The following is a 16,241-nucleotide window of genomic DNA, read 5'->3' as shown; positions in this document are numbered from 1 at the left end:
ATCAATCTGCATGGACTTGCACAGCACCTATCCCGGCATACCGGATCTGAAACACCGTGCGCGCCGTCGCCTGCCGCATTTTGTGTGGGAGTATATCGACAGTGGAACCGGGATGGAAACGACACTGCACCGGAACCGCCAAGCCCTGGATGACGTGCGCCTCTGCCCCTCGATCCTGCACGGTGAGCTGGACTTTGATACGTCAAAGACGTTTCTTGAGGCTCCGTATCCGTTGCCATTCGGGATCGCACCGATCGGAATGTCCGGGCTGGTCTGGCCTCGCGCGGAACAGCTGCTTGCCAGCGCGGCCGCAAAGGCGGGTATTCCCTACACTCTGTCGACAGTAGCCAGCCAAAGCCCCGAAGACATGGCACCGCATCTTGGGGACAATGCCTGGTTCCAACTTTATCCGCCCCGAGATCCGGATATTCGAAAGGACCTGCTGAACCGGGTCCGCAAGGCCGGGTTCAAAACCCTGGTTCTCACAGCGGATGTTCCCGTCGCATCGCGCAGGGAAAGGCAGACACGATCGGGCTTGCGGCAACCGCCAAAGCTGACCCCGCGCGTGCTGGCGCAGATCGCCCAGAGACCCGCCTGGGCGATGGGCATGCTGCGCAACGGTGTGCCGCACATGCGAACGCTGGACAAGTATATTGAAAACCCCGGAGATCTGCCCCCGACTGCACATGTCGGATACCTGCTTCGAACATCGCCAGACCTGGAGTATGTCAAATGGCTGCGCGACCATTGGGACGGGCCGCTTGTCCTGAAAGGCGTCCTGCGCCCGGAGGATACGAGCAGGTTAGAACAGGTTGGTGTCGACGCCTTGTGGGTGTCGAATCATGGCGGTCGTCAATTTGACGCGGCCCCGGCCAGCATTGAGATTCTTCCCTCTATCCGGGATGCGACCCGCCTGCCCCTGATCTTCGACAGTGGCGTCGAAGGCGGCCTGGATATCTTGAGGGCAATGTCACTTGGCGCGGATTTCGTCATGCTCGGGCGTGCTTTTTTGTATGGACTCGCCGCACTTGGCGCACAAGGGCCCGCACATGTCATCGATATCCTAAGACAGGATCTGCACGCTAATATGGGTCAGATGGGATTGGCAAGCCTGTGTCAGATTGAGAGTTAACGTTTAATATTTGATGCTGCGGCGCGGCATAAGTATAAAGGCACTGCGACCAAAGGGCGTTTGCGAGCGTTAACATGCCGGTTCTACCCAGAAGAACGGATATACGTGTGCGTATTCTCCGCCCAATAAGACGCCTATACACGAAAGTCCGGGACCTATCATGACAGACTTCAACAAGATCCTGATCGCCAACCGCGGCGAGATTGCCATCCGCGTCATGCGCGCAGCAAACGAAATGGGAAAACGAACCGTCGCCGTTTACGCTGAAGAAGACAAACTGGGCCTGCACCGGTTCAAGGCGGACGAGGCGTATCAGATCGGTGAAGGCATGGGGCCGGTCGCCGCGTATCTTTCGATCGACGAGATTATCCGTGTTGCCAAGCAATGTGGTGCCGACGCGATCCACCCGGGCTATGGCCTGCTGTCCGAGAACCCGGATTTCGTCGATGCCTGCGTCAAGAACGGTATCACCTTCATTGGTCCAAAGGCGGACACCATGCGCGCGCTCGGCGACAAGGCCAGCGCGCGACGCGTAGCCATCGAAGCAGGTGTTCCGGTCATTCCTGCCACCGAAGTTCTGGGCGTTGACATGGACGCGATCCGCAAGGAGGCCGCCGAGATCGGTTACCCGCTGATGCTCAAGGCGTCCTGGGGCGGCGGCGGGCGCGGCATGCGCCCGATCCAGTCGGAAGAAGAACTGGAAGAGAAAGTCCTGGAAGGCCGTCGCGAGGCAGAGGCCGCCTTCGGCAATGGCGAAGGCTATCTGGAGAAAATGATCATCCGAGCGCGCCATGTCGAGGTGCAAATCCTGGGTGACAAACACGGTGAAATCTATCACCTCTATGAACGCGACTGCTCGGTCCAGCGCCGGAACCAAAAGGTCGTTGAACGCGCCCCTGCCCCGTATCTGAGCGACGAACAGCGCGCCGAAATCTGCGAACTGGGCCGCAAGATCTGCGCTCATGTGAACTACGAATGTGCCGGAACCGTCGAGTTCCTGATGGATATGGAAACCGGCAAATTCTATTTCATCGAAGTAAACCCTCGTGTGCAGGTGGAACACACCGTCACCGAAGAAGTCACCGGCATTGACATTGTGCAGGCGCAGATCCTGATCGCCGAGGGCAAACCTCTGGCAGAGGCGACCGGCGCTGCAAGCCAGGCAGACGTGCATTTGAACGGCCACGCGCTGCAGACCCGCATCACGACGGAAGATCCGCAGAACAACTTCATTCCCGACTATGGCCGCATCACCGCGTATCGCTCGGCCACCGGTATGGGTATTCGCCTGGATGGCGGGACGGCCTATGCGGGTGGTGTGATCACCCGGTATTATGACTCGCTGCTGACCAAGGTTACCGCTTGGGCCCCGACGCCCGAAAAAGCGATCAGCCGGATGGACCGTGCCTTGCGAGAATTCCGTATTCGTGGTGTCAGCACCAATATCGATTTCGTCATCAACCTGCTCAAGCACCCGACCTTCCTGTCGAACGAATACACCACCAAGTTCATCGACACCACGCCTGAGCTGTTCACCTTCAAGAAGCGGCGCGACCGGGGCACCAAGGTTTTGACCTATATCGCCGACATCACGGTGAACGGACATCCCGAGACCAAGGACCGCCCCGAACCGCGCGCCGATCTGAAAGAGGCCAAGCCGCCCGCGCTGAAAGCCGAACCGCAGATGGGTACGCGCAACCTGCTGGAGCAGAAGGGCCCGCAGGCGGTGGCAGACTGGATGAAAGCCCAGCGCCAACTGCTGATCACCGACACCACCATGCGCGACGGGCACCAGTCTCTGTTGGCGACCCGGATGCGGTCAATCGACATGATCAAAGTGGCCCCGACCTATGCGGCGAACCTGCCGCAGCTGTTCTCGGTCGAGTGTTGGGGCGGTGCGACCTTCGACGTCGCCTACCGCTTCTTGCAGGAATGTCCATGGCAGCGCCTGCGCGACCTGCGCGAGGCGATGCCGAACCTGATGACCCAGATGCTGCTACGCGGCGCAAACGGAGTGGGGTATACGAACTATCCTGATAACGTGGTGCAGGAGTTCGTGCGTCAGGCGGCGACAGGAATTGACGTGTTCCGTGTCTTCGACTCGCTGAACTGGGTCGAGAACATGCGCGTGGCGATGGATGCGGTCGTCGAAACCGGTAAGATTTGTGAAGGTACCGTCTGTTACACTGGCGATATTCTTGACCCGGACCGTGCCAAGTACGACCTGAAATACTATGTCGGCATGGCGAAAGAGCTGCGCGACGCCGGCGCGCATATCCTCGGCCTGAAAGACATGGCCGGCCTGCTGAAACCCGCCGCGGCCAAGATCCTGATCCGCGCGCTGAAAGAAGAGGTCGGGCTGCCGATCCACTTCCACACACATGACACTGCCGGTATTGCCAGCGCGACCATTCTGGCCGCGTCCGAGGCGGGCGTGGATGCTGTTGACTGCGCGATGGACAGCTTCTCGGGCAACACCAGCCAGGCGACGCTGGGTACGGTGGTCGAAGCGCTGCGCCACACAGACCGCGACACCGGTCTGGACATCAAGGCGATCCGTGAAATCAGCGATTACTTCGAGGTCGTCCGCGGCCAGTACGCGGCGTTCGAGTCGAGCCTGCAGGCTCCGGCCTCGGAAGTTTATCTGCACGAGATGCCCGGCGGTCAGTTCACCAACCTCAAGGCACAGGCGCGCAGCCTGGGTCTGGAAGAGCGCTGGCACGAAGTGGCGCAGATGTATGCTGACGTGAACCAGATGTTCGGTGACATCGTGAAGGTAACGCCGTCTTCCAAGGTCGTTGGCGACATGGCGCTGATGATGGTCAGCCAGAACATGACCCGCGAACAGGTCGAGGACCCCGATACCGACGTGGCCTTCCCGGACTCGGTCGTGGACATGATGCGCGGCAATCTGGGTCAGCCTCCGGGCGGTTTTCCGGACACCATCATCAAGAAGGTGCTTAAGGACGAAGCCCCCAACACCGAGCGCCCCGGCAAGGACGTGACTGCGGTTGATCTTGAGGCCACCCGCGTAGAGCTGTCCAAGCAACTGGAAGGCAAAGAGGTCGATGACGAGGATCTGAACGGATACCTGATGTATCCCAAGGTGTTCCTGGACTACATGGGACGTCACCGGATTTACGGCCCGGTCCGTACCCTGCCTACGCGCACTTTCTTCTACGGCATGGAGCCCGGTGAAGAGATCACGGCGGAAATCGACCCCGGCAAGACGCTGGAAATCCGCTGTCAGGCCATTGGCGAAACGGATGAAAAGGGCGAGGTCAAAGTGTTCTTTGAACTCAACGGCCAGCCGCGCGTGATCCGGGTTCCGAACCGGATGGTCACGTCAAGCACGCAAGCGCGCCCCAAGGCCGAGGTTGGCAACCCGGATCATATCGGCGCGCCGATGCCGGGTGTTGTGGCCACCGTCGCAGTGACTGCGGGTCAACAGATCAAGGAAGGCGACATGTTGCTGACCATCGAGGCGATGAAGATGGAAACGGGAATCCACGCCGAGCGCGATGCGACCGTCAAGGCCGTTCATGTGCAGCCCGGCGGCCAGATTGACGCAAAGGACCTTCTGGTCGAGCTGGAATAAGCTGACGAACCGGTTACAGTTCAAAGGGCCGCGCGGGAAACCACGCGGCCCTTTTACTATGCTGAACCGGAGAAACACCATGCTTGCTATCACCCCGATCTATGCGGCCCTGATTGCTATCCTTTACGTTGCACTCAGCGTCAAAGTGATCCTGCAGCGCCGCAGCGACAAAATCTCGGTCGGGGATGGGGGCAGCAAATTGATGATCAAGGCGATAAGGACACATTCAAATTGCGCCGAATACGCCCCAATCGCCCTTTTGCTGATTGCTATGGTAGAGTTGCAGGGCGCAGGTGGGTTGATTTTGCATGGACTGGGCTTGATGTTGCTGGCCGGGCGTCTTTTGCACGCATACGGATTTGGGCGCACGCCCCAGATCGTCATCCTGCGGCAGGCTGGCATGAGCCTGACTTTCCTGGCCATTCTGATTGCGGCCATCACAAACCTGATTCTGGCGCTATAGGTTGGCTGGCGGATGCTATCCCGTCAGATCCGTCGTCATCACATAGGGCGCTTTCAACAAAACGGGCGTGATCCGATTGTGTGCGTGATTGTCCGGTTCTGGCATCGCGGTGACCAGCAAAATCATTGCGGCCAGCGCCATTATCTTCATGTCTGCAACGGATATCATGAAAGCCCTTCCACCCATGTCCTTTTTTGATCTGCGTTTGAGATTGAACGGACCGGAAGCCGGGTTCCGTCGAAAGATTTTTCCTCTTTTTTGTGTTTTTCCGCTTGCAGCCCCGCGTGGGAATTTATACATCCCTCCTCACTCAACGGCGCGGGCGTAGCTCAGGGGTAGAGCATAACCTTGCCAAGGTTAGGGTCGGGCGTTCGAATCGCCTCGCCCGCTCCATTGAGAGGTCTTTGGACCACATATGTATCTGATGCGGGCGTAGCTCAGGGGTAGAGCATAACCTTGCCAAGGTTAGGGTCGGGCGTTCGAATCGCCTCGCCCGCTCCAGATACCAAACTCACCAAACAAGCTGGTTCTTTGTGGAGCGTTGCGCCATTCTGGCTGCATTGCGCACTATAGGATCATTACCCATGTCTGATTACATCATCCGCCCTCTGACCTTCGTAGAAGTCCAACACGCCGTGGATTGGGCTGGGCGTGAGGGATGGAACCCGGGGGTGCATGATGCCGAATGCTTTCGGCCGACCGACCCGGAAGGGTTTCTGGGCGGGTTCCTGGATGGTGAGATGATCGCCTCGGTTTCGGCAGTTAATTACAACGACGCGTTTTCGTTTCTTGGCTTCTACATCGTAAAACCTGATTTCCGGCATCACGGACACGGGTTTGAGATTGCGGGACACGCGCTGGCGCATTGCACCGGCCGGAATATGGGTCTGGATGGTGTGGTGGAACAACAGGACAACTATCGCAAATCCGGCTTCACCTTCGCCTACAACAACTACCGTTTTTCCGGGACGAAGACACGGGTTTTGGCGAAGTTGGGCACCGCGCCGATTGACCACATAACCGATCTGAACAGCGCATCTGATGACCTGAAAGCTTACGACCGCAAGCTATTCCCTGCCCCGCGCGATCTGTTTCTGGAAAGCTGGTTGAGTGCCTTTAGCCATGTCTCGAAACTCTACACTGAGAATGGTAAAATCCGCGGCTACGCGACTCTGCGCCCCTGCCTAACCGGCTATAAGGTTGGCCCGCTGTTCGCAGATACGTCCAAAATTGCGAAGGCTTTGCTGCGGGCACTTTTGAAGGCAATTCCTGAAGACCACAGCGAACATGAGGTCTTCGTCGATATGCCTCAGCCCAACACAGCTGCTTTTGCGCTGGCCGACGAGCTTGGGCTGGACAAGGTGTTCGAAACGGCCCGAATGTATTCCGATCACGAACCCGATATCGACCTGACTCGCATCTTTGGCGTAACGACGTTTGAGTTGGGCTAGAACGCCTTGAACGTCATCGTGGTCAGCGACCGCTCAATGTTTGGAATCACCAGCAGGTGCTCGTTGATAAAATGGCCCACATCCTCGGTTTCGGGGATATAGAGCTTGAGCATCAGATCATACTCACCGCTGGTGGAATAGAGTTCCGAGTGAATTTCGCGTAACGCAATCTCTTCGGCGACCTTGTAGGTGGTACCGGGTTTGCAACGGATTTGTATGAAAACGCAGGTGGACATGAGCCGGGCCTTTTGAATCGAGTTTCCGGCAGGCTGGCATGGCGCGGACCTGGGTGCAATCCCCTGCAACAGTTTGAAGCGATCGCGACGCGGGCACTGGATCAACTGGACCAACCCCGTCTATAAGCGCGCCTGTAGCAAAAGGAATTCGCCCATGCGCAGCGCAAAGATCAGCCGTCAGACCGCCGAGACCGAAATTTCGGTCGAGGTCAATCTGGACGGCACCGGCCAGTATGACAACCAGACCGGCGTAGGCTTCTTTGACCACATGCTGGACCAGTTGGCACGTCATTCACTGATCGACATGACGATCCGAGCCAAGGGCGATTACCACATCGACGACCACCACACGGTCGAAGATACCGGCATCGCGCTGGGGCAGGCACTGACGAAAGCTCTGGGCGACAAGAAAGGTGTTCGGCGGTATGGCGAATGCCACCTGCCGATGGATGACGCTCAGGTGCGCTGTGCGCTGGACCTGTCGGGCCGCCCCTACCTGATCTGGAATGTGGAGCTGCCGACACAGAAAATCGGCGCGTTTGACACAGAGCTTGTGCGTGAATTCTTTCAGGCTCTCAGCACCCATGGCGGCATCACGCTGCATATCGACCAGTTGCACGGCTTCAACAGCCACCACATCGCCGAGGCTGCATTCAAGGCCGTTGCGCGCGCGCTGCGCGACGCCGTCGAAACCGATCCGCGCAAGGCAGACGCGATTCCGTCGACCAAAGGCGCGTTGTAAATGCTGACCGCCATTATCGACTACGAAAGCGGCAACCTGCACTCGGCGGAAAAAGCGTTTCAGCGCATGGCGCAAGAGGTCGGCGCGGGTGAGGTTGTCGTCACCTCGGACGCGGATGTTGTGGCACGCGCGGATCGTTTGGTCTTGCCCGGCGACGGAGCGTTTCCGGCATGCGCCGCCGAGCTGCGTGGTCACAAGGGTATTTATGACGCGATGGTCGAGGCGGTCGAACAGAAAGGCCGCCCGTTTCTGGGCATCTGTGTGGGCATGCAGTTGATGGCAACCAAAGGCCATGAATACAGCGAAACGGATGGTCTGGACTGGATTTCCGGCGATGTCGTCAGGATCGAACCGTCAGACACAGCGCTGAAAGTGCCGCATATGGGCTGGAACGATCTTGTTCTGGACAGCGATCACCCGGTGTTCAACGGGGTGAAATCCGGCGATCACACCTATTTCGTCCACTCTTACCACTTCCGCGTATCCGACCCGGCACAGCGATTGGCCTATGTGGACTACGGGCAGGAAGTCACGGCCGTCATTGGCCGCGACACGATGGTTGGAATGCAGTTCCACCCCGAGAAAAGTCAGGACGTTGGCCTGCGCATGCTGGGCAACTTCCTGACCTGGAAACCCTGAGGCCTACTGAACACGCGTCCAGGTTTGTCCGCGGCAGATCAGACCGCCCGCCACACACCCTTTGACGGTCAGTTTGTTCTGGCCGTCCAGCGACATTTTCGAATTGTATGTCTTGTCCCGGTCCGGTGCCCAGATCTTGCCGCTGTCATAGCTTCCGCCATCCTCGGGCACCATGTCCCAGATGATCTTCTTACCGAGGTTTTCATATTCCAGCTGCTCGTTGCCATCCGCATCAAACGCGCTGTCGATGGTTCCGCAGATCGCACTACCGCATTCGGAAATCGTCACGTGCAGATAGCCGCCGGTATCACCGGGTGCAGTCTTCCACAGACCGTCGACGGGATCTGCAGCCATCGCGCCGGTTGCGAGAAACATCAAACCCGCTGCAAAAGTAAATCTCTTCATAGTTTTCTCCCTGTTTTGAGGGCAGTCTGACCCGGCATTCAGCGACGGGCAAGAATGACCCAGCGTCGCGTTGCATCCCCTGCCCTGCCTGTGCGATATCCCGCGCGTGTAACAGTGATATAGGGCCGCCCGACATGATCCTCTACCCCGCCATCGACCTCAAAGACGGCAATGCCGTGCGCCTTCTGCGCGGTGACATGGACAAGGCCACCGTGTTCAACGAAGACCCGGCGGCACAAGCGCGCGCCTTTGTCGAGGCCGGGTGCGAGTGGCTGCATCTGGTCGATCTGAACGGTGCCTTCGCGGGTGAACCGGTCAACGCCGCCCCGGTCGAGGCGATTCTGGAAACCTGCAATGTGCCTGCGCAATTGGGCGGCGGCATCCGTGACATGGCGACCATCGAAACCTGGGTCGAAAAGGGTCTGGCGCGGGTTATTCTGGGCACGGTTGCCGTCGAAAACCCTGACTTGGTGCGTGAAGCAGCCAAGGCGTTCCCGGGCAAGATCGCCGTGGGCATCGACGCGCGCAACGGCATGGTGGCCACAAAAGGCTGGGCCGAAGAAACCAATGTTCAGGTGACTGATCTGGCCCGCAGCTTCGAAGACGCGGGCGTGGCCGCGATCATCTACACAGATATCAACCGTGACGGCGCCATGCAGGGCCCCAATATCGAGGCCACGGCAGACCTCGCCAGAACGGTAGGCATTCCTGTTATCGCATCCGGTGGCGTGTCATCGATCGCCGATCTGATCGCCCTGCGCGATTGTGGCGCAGCCCTGAACGGTGCCATTTCCGGACGTGCGCTTTATGATGGGGCGATTGATCTGAAAGAGGCTCTGACAACTCTCAGAGAATAGTTCAATGTTCCATTCGCCTGTAAAGCGTTCTGATTTGTCCGCGCAAAGCCTGCTGCACAAACGGTATAAAGACGGCGATTTTCTGGACTGCTTCAGCGTCGAATCGGAACTCTCACCTCGTCGAGCCGCAGAAATCATTACCGCGTTTCCGGCATGGACGATGGCGCTGGTGCGATTACGTGGCGCGTTGGTCGCACCTTTCGGCCTCAGCTCGAAAGGACCTGAGGCTGCGGACAAGCTGGGGATTTTTCCGGTTGAATATGATGGTGAGGCCGAAGTGATTGCAGGATTCAACGACCGCCATCTGGATTTTCGTGTCTCAATCCTGTCAGAAAACGGCCGAATCTCGCTGGCCACCTGGGTACATCGTCACAATTGGGGTGGGCGACTGTACCTTGCTGCGATCCTGCCGTTTCACATCCTGATCGCGCGAAACGCGCTTGCGCGTGTGAAAAGCGCAAGCGCATAACCAAAAAGGTCTTAACCCGCAGCGGCGGCGGTCAGCTTGGCCAGTGCGCCGCGCATTTTCTCGATGACGGGTGATTTTTCGACGTCATCCAGTTCATCCATCGTCTCTTTGGGATCTTCATAGGCCAGCCAGACCTGACCGTTGCCGTCCTCATATGCCTGCACCTTGAGCGGCAGGAACAACCCCGCACGCGGATCGATCTGCATGGCTGGCGTACCCAGCGCAGGATTGCCGAAAATCAGCACTTGATTGGCCGGGATGGGCGTTCCGACCTTTTCCGCCCCCGCCGCGTGGTCGATGCGGGCGAACACCGTGGCTCCTGCGTTGCCTACCGCTGCCTCCAGATCATCCAGCGCCTCGACTACGGATTTATTCGTTTGAACTTTGATGATGTCGTCAGCCATGGCGGCAAGAGCCCCTCCGAACGAAAGAATTGAAGCCAGTATCAATGTACGCATATCGGTTTTCCTTCTATAAAATTCACCCCAATTCTCACAGGTTTTGGAAATCTGACAATCACAAGTCTGGCATCAGCAAAGCCTTGCCTGAATTGGAGATGCCCATTTTACCCTTGCTTTTGCGAACAATCCGACCAAAAGCCAAACATTTTACTGCGTTGAGCCATAATTCGGGCGGAATCCCCGCTTAATTCCCTCGTCAAACACAACAACCCGGGTGGCAAACGTGAGTATTTCGAACCTAGACGTTCCCAACACGTCCAGATTCAGATCAGCAACCATTGCGATCTTCTGCGCGGCGATTTTCACAAGCGCGAGTCTGCTTTTCTTTGTCCAGCCGCTTTTTGCCAAGCTGGTTCTTCCCAAGATTGGCGGTGCGCCGGCAGTTTGGACCACCGCCATGCTGTTTTTCCAAGTGGTGCTGATTCTCGGATATGTGTACGCACATCTTTTGACCAAATTTCTGCCCTTGCGCTGGCAGATCGTTACCCATTTTGCCCTCTGGGTCGCAGCGCTGACTTTCCTGCCGCTGTCCACCAGCGAAAGCTGGAGCTATAACGCCACGACCTCGACCGCAGTGCAAACGCTTGGCCTGTTCGCCGTAGGTGTAGGTGTACCTTTTGCAGTGTTGTCGGCAAATGCGCCCCTGTTGCAGTCATGGTACGCCAAGTCGGGCGGGCCGTCGGCGGATGATCCGTATTTCCTTTACAGCGCCAGTAATGTCGGATCATTGCTGGCGTTGCTGGCTTTCCCCCTGGTTGCAGACCCATTTTTTGGGGCCGCTGAGATCAGCCGCGTGTGGCTGATCGGCTTTGTGCTGTTCGGGGCGCTCTTGCTTGGCAGTGGCATGATCGCCCTGCGGGGGTCACGTCACACAGAGTCGTCGGTGCAAACAGCACTTAAAGCCAGTTTCCCCACCCTGCGGCAAATAGCTATCTGGGTGTTCGTCGCATTCATTCCCTCCTCATTGATGCTGTCCTTCACAACGCGGGTCAGCACGGACCTTGGTGCTCTCCCGCTGATCTGGGTCGTTCCGCTGGCGGTCTACATCCTGTCCTTCATCATTGCCTTCGCCAAATGGAAACACCTGACGCTTGACGCTTTGAACCTGCCTATGCTGGCGGCGCTGGCGGCGGGTGTCGTACTGGTGTCCAAAGTGGTCAGCGAACATGACGCGCCGGTGGTCATCCTGCTCTATGTCCCGGTGTTGTTCGTCATCGCTCTTTTTGCACATCGCCTGCTTTACGACATGCGTCCGTCAGCCGAGCAGTTGACCGTGTTCTACATTGCCCTTTCCGTGGGCGGAGCGATTGGCGGGTTGTTCAACTCGATCGTTGCGCCAATTGTCTTCACACGTGAGTTGGAGGCGCCAATCACCATGATCCTGGCCGGAGGATTATTCCTTGTCCGCGCGCCGGGATTTGCCCTTCGCCACGTCATCATGGGCATTGCGGCAAGTGTTTTCATCCTCGTCATCGCGGGTGCGACACGGGGCGTCGCGGCCATGAGCGCGGACATTCCGCGCGCAGGCGCCCTGTTCGTGCTGATATTTGCAGTACTGTACCTGTTCCGGACTCAGGCCTTGCGTATCCCGGTGGTTCTTGCCGTCGTTCTGCTGCCTGCATTTGCAGTAAAGAACAATCCGGTGTTCGAAGACCGCAGCTTCTTTGGTGTGCATTCGGTGTATTCAAGTGAGGGCTACCGCGTCTACAAGAACGGCACCACGGTGCATGGCTGGCAACGCGAATCCGAATATGGCACTCGGCCCACACCGCTGTCCTATTATCACCCCGAAGGACCAATGGCGCAGGTCATCACGTCAGATTTCGGCAAACAATCCAGCAGCATCGGAATAGTTGGTCTGGGAACAGGGGCGCTGGCCTGTTACCGGCAGCCTTCGCAAAACTGGGACTTCTTCGAGATCGACGCGACTGTAGACCAGATCGCACGCGACCCTTCGCTGTTCACCTATCTGTCTGAATGCACGCCCGATTCAGAAACCCATCTGGGTGATGCCCGGATCGTCCTGAAGCAAAGGCCATTTGCCTTCGATATCCTGGTTTTGGATGCTTACAGCTCGGACGCGATTCCGCTTCACCTGATCACACGGGAGGCGGTAGAGATGTACACGAGCCGCCTGACCGACGATGGGGTTCTGGTGTTCCACATCACGAACCGGTTCTACGATCTGGTCCAGCCTTTGGCACGAATTGCCGACAGTTTGAACCTGACAGCTGCGCATCAACGGCTGGCCGTGGGTGAAGAGCAGGTTGAAACCGGAGCCGCCACCAGCAGCGTTGTGATCCTGAGCCCGGACAAATCCCGAATTGAGAGTTTTGTGCAGGACGGAAACTGGCAAGTCGTTGAAACCGACGGCGCGCAGCCGTGGACCGATGACAAGGCAAACTTGCTCTCGGCGCTGAAACTGCTGAAGAACCGGGATCACTAAAGCAGGACACCTGCGCTGCCCATGGCCGGTGCGATCCGGGCCGTGGGCGTCAAAACGTCTGTGGCATCAGCGACGCTTTGCCGGTAAAGGTCCGGCAACAAAGGACGATCAGATGCTGAAAACCCGGATCATTCCCTGCCTTGATGTTGCCGATGGCCGCGTGGTCAAAGGCGTGAATTTCGTTGGTCTGCGCGATGCAGGCGATCCCGTTGAATCGGCCAAGGCGTATGACGCCGCAGGCGCGGACGAGATCTGTTTTCTGGACATCCACGCCACCCACGAAAACCGCGGCACCATGTTCGATGTGGTACAGCGCACAGCCGAGCAGTGCTTTGTACCTCTGACAGTCGGCGGCGGCGTTCGTACCAAGGATGATGTACGCGCCCTGTTGCTGGCCGGGGCAGACAAGGTCAGCTTCAACTCGGCTGCCGTTGCCAATCCCGATGTGATCGCGGAATCGGCAGATCAATTCGGCAGCCAGTGCATCGTCTGCGCCATCGACGCGAAAACTGTCAGTCCCGGCAAGTGGGAGATTTTCACCCATGGCGGACGCAAGCCCACGGGCATTGACGCGGTAGAGTTCGCAAAAACCGTTGTCGCCAAAGGCGCCGGAGAAATCCTGCTGACCTCGATGGATCGCGATGGCACCAAGGCTGGCTTCAACCTGCCCCTGACACGCGCGATTTCCGATGCAGTCGACGTGCCGGTAATCGCAAGCGGCGGTGTCGGCAATCTGGACCATCTTGTCGAAGGCGTCACCGAAGGCGGCGCGAGTGCGGTGCTTGCTGCCTCGATCTTCCATTTCGGCGAATACACGATCCGCGAAGCCAAAGAACATATGGCCGCCGCTGGCATTCCGATGAGGCTGACATGAGTATTCTACACGACCTTTCTGCCACGATTGAGGCGCGCAAAGGGGCGGATCCGGATTCAAGCTGGACTGCCAAGCTGCTTGCAAAGGGTCCCGAGAAATGCGCCGAGAAATTTGGTGAAGAAGCCATCGAAGCCATTATTGAAGCCACGAGGGGCGATAAGGCCAAGTTGACCGCTGAGGCGGCAGACGTTCTGTACCACCTGCTGGTCATGCTGGCCGCGCGAGACGTAGCGCTGGAGGATGTCCTGGCTGAGCTTGCGCGCCGTCAGGGCGTCAGCGGCATTGCCGAAAAAGCCGCCCGACCCAAAGGGTAAGGGCCGGGTTCCGCGCCGTTACAATGGCCGCTATACTCGGGCGTCAGACTGACAGGCCGAGGGCGCGACATGATCCGAGTACTGATGCTTGTGGCAACACTTGCTCTTGGTGCAGCTTGCTCTGCACCTCCCGCCTCGACCGGGGATGAGGTGCAACGCCTGACAGCCGAGATTCAGCTGCTTGGCCCAGATATCGATCCTGAAGAGGCCCGCCGGGCAGCGCAAGTCGCCTATTCCTATACCGCGCAGCTGGTGGGCGAATACCAGATCACCGATCCGCCGCTGATCCACAATGCAAAGGTCAACAAGGGCTTGCGCCCGCGTGGTCTGTGCTGGCATTGGGCCGAGGATATTGAACGTCGCCTGAAACAGGAAAACTTCCAGACGCTGGAGTTGCACCGCGCCATCGCCAACGCCGACAATCCGCTGAGGATCGACCACAGCACGGCGATTATCAGTCGCAAGGGAGAGTCGCTGTATGAGGGCGTCGTGCTGGACCCCTGGCGCTATGGCGGGGTGCTGTTCTGGTCTCCGCTGGTCGAGGATACCCGCTATGAGTGGGTGCCACGTGACGTCGTGCTGGAAAAACGACGACAGGAACAGGTGGCCCGGCTGAAGCCATACAAGCCTGAAACGCCTTAAAGCTTGGACGAGATGATCCCGGTCGAAAACCCGCCCATGCGCAGCTCGCCAAACAGGCGCTGATATTCGATCTTAGGGCAGCGGTTCATCACGACATCTACACCGCGGGCCTCGGCCTTGGCTGCTGCTTCGGGGTGTTCAACCCCGATCTGCATCCAGATTGTGCCTAGCGACGGGAAAGCGTCCAGCGCTTCATCCACTATGGGAGGCACGGCCTCGGATCGACGGAAAATGTCTACCATGTCCACGGGTTCGGATATCTCCGAAAGGCTGCCGCGTACCGTCTGGCCAAACAGGTCTTTCCCGACATGGCCCGGATTGACCGGGATCACGTTGAACCCTTTCAACGACAGGTAGCGGGCGACGTAATAGCTGGGTCGCACCGGGTTCATGGACACCCCAACAACGGCAACGGTCTTGGTGCGTTGCAGAATGGTTCTCAGGTGCTGATCGGAATAGTTGGGCATGCCCTATCCTTAGCAGGGTTCCAAAAAGAAAAAAGCGCCCAAGATGCCTTGGGCGCCAGTTGTTGGAACGAGGGACAGTGAAATGACCCGCGGCAGTTCCGTTCCGCGGTCACTGTGACATTTAGGCATATCTTTGTTAAAAAAAAGGGGGGGTGCGCTTTTTTGTGATGACTCTTCACAATTATCTGATTCCCGCTCATTCCCGATAGAGGACCGCCGGCCAGTTTTGTTCAGCCATCTCAATGTATTCCGCCTGATCCCGCTGCCAAACCTCCTCGATCTCCATCGAGTGCGTCAGGTAAAGACGACCATCCACAACTTTCCAGGCCTTGGGGTCTGTACTCTTCAGAACCCCCATCGCCATCGCATAAGAACAATAACCGCCGAACTGCGGTGCGAAAGCACGGGGATTGCTTTCAAAAAGTTCGCGGTTCTCCTGCGAGGTGAAATGCCAACGCGCCCCTTTCCACATTACTGAATTCTCGGGCATGCCTATTATGGGCGTAGAACTGTCGAAATAGGACACGGCATCATACCCGGCCAACGCCACCCCTTCGGTGGTGTAATAGACCGGCATATCCTGCGCGTAGGTGGCAGGAGCCAGAAAAAAGGCGCACAGCGCGCCAAGTGTGGAACGTCGGGTCAGCATTGTCATGTCAGAATCTGAATTCACTGGGGTATCAAGATGCAATTTTTTGCTGCATGCGGAACCCCTGTTGACGTGGATGTGAACGATCTTCACCCAAATACGTTCAATCAAAGATATCTTCGATCACATCCCAGGCTTCATCGAAAACGCGCGAGAACATGCTCTTTTTCTTCTTTTTTCGCTTGGTCTTCCGCAGAGGGGAGTGAGAAACGGCAGATCGCACCGATTTGGAAGGCGCAGCCTTCCGCTTTGGCAGCATCTTCAGATCGTGCAAAGGAGCGCCACAATTGGAACAGCTCAGCTCGTGCCGCTCTTTGCCTCTCAGGACCAACGCAGCCCGGGTCCCACAATAGCAGCAGGTCGCGATTTTTGATGGACCGGAAATAGCGCTCTCCT

The 16,241-nt window shown here is 57.8% G+C and carries 20 protein-coding genes and 2 tRNA genes; 14 read left to right on the top strand and 8 right to left on the bottom strand.

Annotation, left to right across the window (positions count from 1 at the left end; genetic code table 11):
- The first annotated feature begins 10 nt into the window (after nt 1-10).
- From AC2FEB_RS13075 to AC2FEB_RS13065, 3 genes are all read left to right on the top strand, one after another.
- Nucleotides 11-1,132: an alpha-hydroxy acid oxidase gene (locus AC2FEB_RS13075; RefSeq protein ID WP_117868317.1), complete on the top strand. Its 1,122-nt coding sequence runs from the start codon at nt 11-13 to the stop codon at nt 1,130-1,132.
- 160 nt (nt 1,133-1,292) lie between these two features.
- Nucleotides 1,293-4,730: a pyruvate carboxylase gene (locus tag AC2FEB_RS13070; RefSeq protein ID WP_496884095.1), complete on the top strand. Its 3,438-nt coding sequence runs from the start codon at nt 1,293-1,295 to the stop codon at nt 4,728-4,730.
- Nucleotides 4,731-4,809: 79 nt separating this feature from the next.
- Nucleotides 4,810-5,193, top strand: a complete 384-nt coding sequence (locus AC2FEB_RS13065) for an MAPEG family protein (RefSeq protein ID WP_117868315.1) — start codon at nt 4,810-4,812, stop codon at nt 5,191-5,193.
- A gap of 15 nt (nt 5,194-5,208) precedes the next feature.
- On the opposite strand, the gene AC2FEB_RS13060 is transcribed toward AC2FEB_RS13065, so the two are convergent.
- Entirely contained in the window at nt 5,209-5,361 is a 153-nt protein-coding gene (locus AC2FEB_RS13060; RefSeq protein WP_162896733.1) for a hypothetical protein, read from the bottom strand.
- A gap of 150 nt (nt 5,362-5,511) precedes the next feature.
- Between AC2FEB_RS13060 and AC2FEB_RS13055 the strand changes: the two genes are divergently transcribed.
- The 3 genes from AC2FEB_RS13055 (at nt 5,512) to AC2FEB_RS13045 (ending at nt 6,644) form a co-directional block, all read left to right on the top strand.
- Nucleotides 5,512-5,586 (top strand) — tRNA-Gly (locus AC2FEB_RS13055).
- A 33-nt stretch (nt 5,587-5,619) separates the two neighbouring features.
- Nucleotides 5,620-5,694: transfer RNA gene (locus AC2FEB_RS13050), tRNA-Gly, on the top strand.
- Nucleotides 5,695-5,777: 83 nt separating this feature from the next.
- The gene (locus AC2FEB_RS13045) at nt 5,778-6,644 is read left to right on the top strand and encodes a GNAT family N-acetyltransferase (protein WP_496884094.1); all 867 of its coding nucleotides are present in this window, start codon (nt 5,778-5,780) and stop codon (nt 6,642-6,644) included.
- Here the strand turns inward: AC2FEB_RS13045 and AC2FEB_RS13040 are convergent.
- Complete coding sequence (locus tag AC2FEB_RS13040; RefSeq protein ID WP_117868312.1) at nt 6,641-6,880, bottom strand: Lrp/AsnC family transcriptional regulator; 240 nt, start codon at nt 6,878-6,880, stop codon at nt 6,641-6,643. The genes AC2FEB_RS13045 and AC2FEB_RS13040 overlap by 4 nt on opposite strands.
- A 154-nt stretch (nt 6,881-7,034) precedes the next feature.
- On the opposite strand from AC2FEB_RS13040, the gene hisB reads away from it, so the two are divergent.
- Nucleotides 7,035-7,622 carry an imidazoleglycerol-phosphate dehydratase HisB gene (hisB, locus tag AC2FEB_RS13035; RefSeq protein WP_117868311.1) on the top strand — a complete coding sequence of 196 codons (588 nt, stop codon included), beginning with the start codon at nt 7,035-7,037 and terminating at the stop codon, nt 7,620-7,622.
- The gene (gene hisH / locus AC2FEB_RS13030; protein ID WP_117868310.1) at nt 7,623-8,261 is read left to right on the top strand and encodes an imidazole glycerol phosphate synthase subunit HisH; all 639 of its coding nucleotides are present in this window, start codon (nt 7,623-7,625) and stop codon (nt 8,259-8,261) included.
- 3 nt (nt 8,262-8,264) lie between these two features.
- Here hisH and AC2FEB_RS13025 read toward each other — a convergent pair whose 3' ends face one another.
- On the bottom strand, nt 8,265-8,666 hold the full coding sequence (locus tag AC2FEB_RS13025) for a DUF2147 domain-containing protein (protein WP_117868309.1): 402 nt from the start codon (nt 8,664-8,666) through the stop codon (nt 8,265-8,267).
- A 134-nt stretch (nt 8,667-8,800) separates the two neighbouring features.
- On the opposite strand from AC2FEB_RS13025, the gene hisA reads away from it, so the two are divergent.
- The gene (gene hisA, locus AC2FEB_RS13020; protein WP_117868308.1) at nt 8,801-9,523 is read left to right on the top strand and encodes a 1-(5-phosphoribosyl)-5-[(5-phosphoribosylamino)methylideneamino]imidazole-4-carboxamide isomerase; all 723 of its coding nucleotides are present in this window, start codon (nt 8,801-8,803) and stop codon (nt 9,521-9,523) included.
- A gap of 4 nt (nt 9,524-9,527) precedes the next feature.
- Entirely contained in the window at nt 9,528-9,992 is a 465-nt protein-coding gene (locus AC2FEB_RS13015) for a DUF2867 domain-containing protein (protein WP_117868307.1), read from the top strand.
- 11 nt (nt 9,993-10,003) lie between these two features.
- Here the strand turns inward: AC2FEB_RS13015 and AC2FEB_RS13010 are convergent, their stop codons facing one another.
- Nucleotides 10,004-10,450, bottom strand: coding sequence for a DUF302 domain-containing protein (locus AC2FEB_RS13010; RefSeq protein ID WP_162896732.1), 447 nt, complete (start codon nt 10,448-10,450; stop codon nt 10,004-10,006).
- Nucleotides 10,451-10,600: 150 nt separating this feature from the next.
- Nucleotides 10,601-10,852 carry a hypothetical protein gene (locus AC2FEB_RS13005; protein WP_254683772.1) on the bottom strand — a complete coding sequence of 84 codons (252 nt, stop codon included), beginning with the start codon at nt 10,850-10,852 and terminating at the stop codon, nt 10,601-10,603.
- Here AC2FEB_RS13005 and AC2FEB_RS13000 point away from each other — a divergent pair.
- The 4 genes from AC2FEB_RS13000 (at nt 10,851) to AC2FEB_RS12985 (ending at nt 14,729) form a co-directional block, all read left to right on the top strand.
- A complete protein-coding gene (locus AC2FEB_RS13000) occupies nt 10,851-12,899 on the top strand; it encodes a fused MFS/spermidine synthase (RefSeq protein ID WP_254683771.1) in 2,049 nt (682 codons plus the stop codon). The genes AC2FEB_RS13005 and AC2FEB_RS13000 overlap by 2 nt on opposite strands.
- 112 nt (nt 12,900-13,011) lie before the next feature.
- Nucleotides 13,012-13,773 carry an imidazole glycerol phosphate synthase subunit HisF gene (hisF, locus tag AC2FEB_RS12995; protein WP_117872606.1) on the top strand — a complete coding sequence of 254 codons (762 nt, stop codon included), beginning with the start codon at nt 13,012-13,014 and terminating at the stop codon, nt 13,771-13,773.
- Complete coding sequence (locus AC2FEB_RS12990) at nt 13,770-14,087, top strand: phosphoribosyl-ATP diphosphatase (RefSeq protein WP_117868306.1); 318 nt, start codon at nt 13,770-13,772, stop codon at nt 14,085-14,087. Before hisF ends, AC2FEB_RS12990 begins: the two co-directional genes overlap by 4 nt.
- Before the next feature lie 69 nt (nt 14,088-14,156).
- Complete coding sequence (locus tag AC2FEB_RS12985) at nt 14,157-14,729, top strand: hypothetical protein (protein ID WP_117868305.1); 573 nt, start codon at nt 14,157-14,159, stop codon at nt 14,727-14,729.
- On the opposite strand, the gene AC2FEB_RS12980 is transcribed toward AC2FEB_RS12985, so the two are convergent.
- The 3 genes from AC2FEB_RS12980 to AC2FEB_RS12970 form a co-directional block, all read right to left on the bottom strand.
- Nucleotides 14,726-15,196: a CoA-binding protein gene (locus AC2FEB_RS12980; protein WP_117868304.1), complete on the bottom strand. Its 471-nt coding sequence runs from the start codon at nt 15,194-15,196 to the stop codon at nt 14,726-14,728. The genes AC2FEB_RS12985 and AC2FEB_RS12980 overlap by 4 nt on opposite strands.
- Before the next feature lie 196 nt (nt 15,197-15,392).
- Nucleotides 15,393-15,851 (bottom strand): YHS domain-containing (seleno)protein, encoded by a 459-nt coding sequence (locus AC2FEB_RS12975; RefSeq protein WP_496675615.1) that lies wholly within the window; start codon nt 15,849-15,851, stop codon nt 15,393-15,395.
- Nucleotides 15,852-15,948: 97 nt separating this feature from the next.
- Entirely contained in the window at nt 15,949-16,230 is a 282-nt protein-coding gene (locus AC2FEB_RS12970) for a hypothetical protein (RefSeq protein ID WP_117868303.1), read from the bottom strand.
- Nucleotides 16,231-16,241: the final 11 nt, after the last annotated feature.

The organism is Ruegeria sp. YTSC106, from assembly GCF_059609765.1.
The sequence above is the reverse complement of the archived record's forward strand: the minus strand, read 5'-3'. Positions and strand labels throughout refer to the sequence as shown.